Origin of the sequence: Catenibacterium sp. (genome assembly GCF_052354645.1) — a bacterium.
Taxonomy (GTDB): domain Bacteria; phylum Bacillota_I; class Bacilli_A; order Erysipelotrichales; family Coprobacillaceae; genus Catenibacterium; species Catenibacterium mitsuoka_A.
Genome location: NZ_DAWDDM010000204.1, coordinates 1 through 3,650, shown reverse-complemented (window position 1 = coordinate 3,650; position 3,650 = coordinate 1). Strand labels below are relative to the sequence as shown.

The window sequence follows — 3,650 nt, the reverse complement described above, 5'->3', positions numbered from 1 at the left end:
GCTATTTCGGGAATTTACGACTATGAAGTGTACTTGAACTTGTGAGTAGATATGATTTCGGTCAATCAAAAGCATACACGATGACATAGTAAGTAATGTTCGTGAGAACTTACATTATCTCGATGTGAGTATATTTAATCACATTTAGAGTGGCAGTCTTGTAACTTACATTAAAATAGATTAAAATACATATAAAAGGGGAATCACTATGAAAGATACGACGAAATCAATTATCTATGGGGCAACTCCTATAGCACTTTATATCATACAAACTTCATCAACAGAATATGTACAGAAGTTCCAGCATGCACTCACATTACTTACACAGGATCAGAATTATTCTACTGCCATTTCTTTTTCCATTATCTCAAATATTTTAATTGCGATATGTTTTATTCTTATGTTTGTGATGGCAACCAAGAATAATGTCACTAAGATCATCAGTGCTGTTTATGCTGTAGTAGGTCTATTCCTTCTCTTTGACCAATATACTGCCACTATTCAGAATCATCTTTATACAAATGTGATTACACAATTCACATATAATAATATTTCTTTGATTGTGATAACGACAGTAATTATGATTTATAATCTCTATAACCTTCTAAAAAATTAGAAATCAGTGATGATTTCTATTTTTTTATAGCCCATAGCCTTTAAATTTATTGATATAAATTATATAATTATTATATATGGTGAAAATTATACTAAGCAACTAGGAATTAATGCATCTTGGTAATGCTGATTCTATTGATGCTAGGGAGGAAATCTAATGGAAAACGTTATGAACAATACATCAAAGGTATTTGAATCGCACATAAGAATTCAAATGATTGCCAGTTTAAGTGTTGAAGATCTCACTTATAAACAGATGAAAGAGATTCTAGGTTGTACAGACGGGAATATGACAACACATACTAAAAAGCTAATTCAAGAAGGATTTATGGAAGTGAGAAAGGAATTTGTAAATAATAGACCACAGACAACTTATCATTTGACTGATGAAGGTAGAACACAGTTTGAAGAGTATGTGGCTTTATTGAATAAATTAGTAGAAAAGGGAAAAAACGCACAAAAAGTCTGATTTTTATCAGTTTTTCTTTTGGATAGTGTATAATAAAGTTGTAGTAATAAATAGTAAAGATAGTCATATAGTTCATGATTATATTAACAGGAGGAAATTATGAAAAAGACCCTATCGTTTAAATTATGCATTATTGTATTCTACTTACTTGTATTTATCGCATTTATAATAGAGAAAAGACCTATTCTAAGTAATAGTACACCTTATTTCTCTAGAATAGCCAATGTGACTAATCTTGTTCCGTTCTACTATAATCCTAATTCAAATTATCAGGCGTTACAAATGAATATTATCATGAAGGTATTCTTAGTGATGCCAATCGCACTATATTATGTGATCAAGAAGGATTGTACGTTAGGACAGTTAATCACATTTATTTTAGGTGCTAGCTTTATTTTCGAAGTAGCTAAATTACTTTCATTAAGAGGCTTTTTTGATATTACTGATTTCTTCTATTATATGGCAGGTGCTGCCCTCGCTTACTATATCTATAGAAGTATCAAGTTCTTTACAAAGAAATAAATAACTTAACATCATGAACTAAAAAAGAGGAAAATCAATCGATTTTCCTCTTTGTGATTATTTTTCATCTTGATCTGGAATAATAAGTGAAACTGCATGTCTTAAACATTCAACATGAACAGGGAAGCTCTGTCCCTTTTCACCATCAATATCATAGACAATATCCTCATCACAACTGATTGTGATATCCTTTGCCTGGACATAACGAATCATTGGATTTTGAGGATGAAGATTACGCTTATAATCCATAAAGACATTAAGTAGTTCAGCTACATTCCCTTTTTTAATAATAATAAGATCTAACTTACCATCACTTGTAGAAGCATAAGGAGTGACTCCTGGGAATCCTCCTACATGAGAACTATTTGTAATCATGAATAAGGCAGCATCTTCTTCAAACTCTATTTCATCTGCTTTTATTTTAAGATGAAGTGATAAGCCTAACTGTTCAGGTAACATCTTCAATCCATTGATATAGTAGGCAAGAGGACCAAATTTCTTCTTTTCCTCTTTAGTGACAAGAAATCCAATATCACTAAACATACCACCACTTAATACATTCGCAAAACAATGATCATCTACATAACCTGCATCAATCTTCTTTGTTTTAAAACGAGCAATCATATCACGGAATGCTTCTGGTGTATTAGGAAGATTAAGGTAAGTCGCAAAGTCATTGACAGTACCTGCAGCTAGTATCGCAAGAGGAATCTTAGATTCACTCTTAATAAGTCCTGTTATGATTTCATTAATAGTACCATCCCCACCTACTGCCACAATAAAGTCATATTCGTTTTTAGTCAGTCTTGCAGCACGTTCTAATCCATCATTCTTTCCTCTAGTAAAGTAAGTATCAATCGTATTCACGTTAGTATGAAGAATTAATTGACCAATAAACTGATCAATAGATTTCTGGAATGCATGTGTACCGCTAGAAGGATTAATAATAAACAAACACTTCATATATTATGCCTCCTTAATCAATTCAAGAAGTAACTTAACACCCTTTTTCATAGAATTAATACTACAGAATTCATAAGGACCATGGTAGTTATATCCACCAGTACCTAAGTTAGGACAAGGAAGTCCCATAAAGCTTAAATTAGCCCCATCAGTGCCACCTCTAATAGGAGATGCAATAGGCTCAAGTCCTATATTAATCATGGCCTGTTTTACCTTATATACAATATCAGGTGTCTTATTGATAACTTCAATCATATTCTTATACTGTAAGGTAAAGTCAATATCAATATAATGCCCATGATTGACCTGATTTAAATAAGAAGCAGCAAGCTGCATTGTATGAATCATATCATGCATATTATCCATGTCATGATCTCTTAGAATATAAGTCATCTTAGTTGTAGAAACATCACCTTCCATATGATGAAGATGATAGAAGCCTTCTTTATGTTCTGTTGCTTCAGGACGCTTATTATCACCAAGCATTGTATCAAACTGACGACCTAAAGTAAGAGCATTGACCATCTTACCTTTAGAATCACCTGGATGATAACTCTTACCAGTAATAGTGACATCAGCCTTATAGGCATTGAAGTTTTCAAAACTGAATTCATCAATTCTACCACCATCTACTGTATAAGCATAATCAGCACCAAATTTCTTGACATCAAAGTTTTCAGTACCTCTACCTACTTCTTCATCAGGAGTAAACGCAATACAGATATCTCCATGCTTAAAATCTCTATTCTGGCAGATATACTCTACCATACTCATAATAATAGCTACACCTGCTTTATCATCTGCACCAAGAAGTGTAGTTCCATCAGTTGTAATTAAATCATCACCCACTAGACCCTTTAATTCAGGATTTGTTTCTGGATCTAAATACATCTTCTTTTCTTCATTAAGAATAATACGTCCTCCTGGATAAGAACGGATAATACGTGGATGAATATCATGTCCACTTGCATCTGGAGATTTATACATATGGGCAATAAATGCAATTGCCTTCATAGGCTCATCAGAATTTCTATAAATCTTTCCGTATACAATTCCCTGATCTGTTCTTTCTACTTCATCT

The 3,650-nt window shown here is 32.6% G+C and carries 5 protein-coding genes; 3 read left to right on the top strand and 2 right to left on the bottom strand.

Annotated elements, in window-relative coordinates; all coding sequences use genetic code 11:
* Window positions 1-208 precede the first annotated feature (208 nt).
* The 3 genes from ACT8VG_RS08645 to ACT8VG_RS08635 all read left to right on the top strand — a co-directional run bounded on the left by ACT8VG_RS08645 (window position 209) and on the right by ACT8VG_RS08635 (window position 1,606).
* On the top strand, window positions 209-616 hold the full coding sequence (locus ACT8VG_RS08645; RefSeq protein WP_187012142.1) for a hypothetical protein: 408 nt from the start codon (window positions 209-211) through the stop codon (window positions 614-616).
* A 156-nt stretch (window positions 617-772) separates the two neighbouring features.
* Entirely contained in the window at window positions 773-1,084 is a 312-nt protein-coding gene (locus ACT8VG_RS08640; RefSeq protein WP_288706331.1) for a transcriptional regulator, read from the top strand.
* A 99-nt stretch (window positions 1,085-1,183) separates the two neighbouring features.
* On the top strand, window positions 1,184-1,606 hold the full coding sequence (locus ACT8VG_RS08635; protein ID WP_195921446.1) for a VanZ family protein: 423 nt from the start codon (window positions 1,184-1,186) through the stop codon (window positions 1,604-1,606).
* A gap of 57 nt (window positions 1,607-1,663) precedes the next feature.
* On the opposite strand, the gene ACT8VG_RS08630 is transcribed toward ACT8VG_RS08635, so the two are convergent.
* Window positions 1,664-2,569 (bottom strand): diacylglycerol/lipid kinase family protein, encoded by a 906-nt coding sequence (locus tag ACT8VG_RS08630; RefSeq protein ID WP_117458311.1) that lies wholly within the window; start codon window positions 2,567-2,569, stop codon window positions 1,664-1,666.
* 3 nt (window positions 2,570-2,572) lie between these two features.
* Window positions 2,573-3,650, bottom strand: a 1,078-nt coding sequence (pepT, locus tag ACT8VG_RS08625) for a peptidase T (protein WP_444195640.1), incomplete at its 5' end; no start/stop codon positions are given.

Coding starts and splice junctions, on each gene's coding strand:
- ACT8VG_RS08630 (WP_117458311.1), bottom strand. CDS start 2,569: ATGAAGTGTTTGTTTATTATTAATCCTTCTAGCGGTACACATGCATTC.
- ACT8VG_RS08640 (WP_288706331.1), top strand. CDS start 773: ATGGAAAACGTTATGAACAATACATCAAAGGTATTTGAATCGCACATA.
- ACT8VG_RS08645 (WP_187012142.1), top strand. CDS start 209: ATGAAAGATACGACGAAATCAATTATCTATGGGGCAACTCCTATAGCA.
- ACT8VG_RS08635 (WP_195921446.1), top strand. CDS start 1,184: ATGAAAAAGACCCTATCGTTTAAATTATGCATTATTGTATTCTACTTA.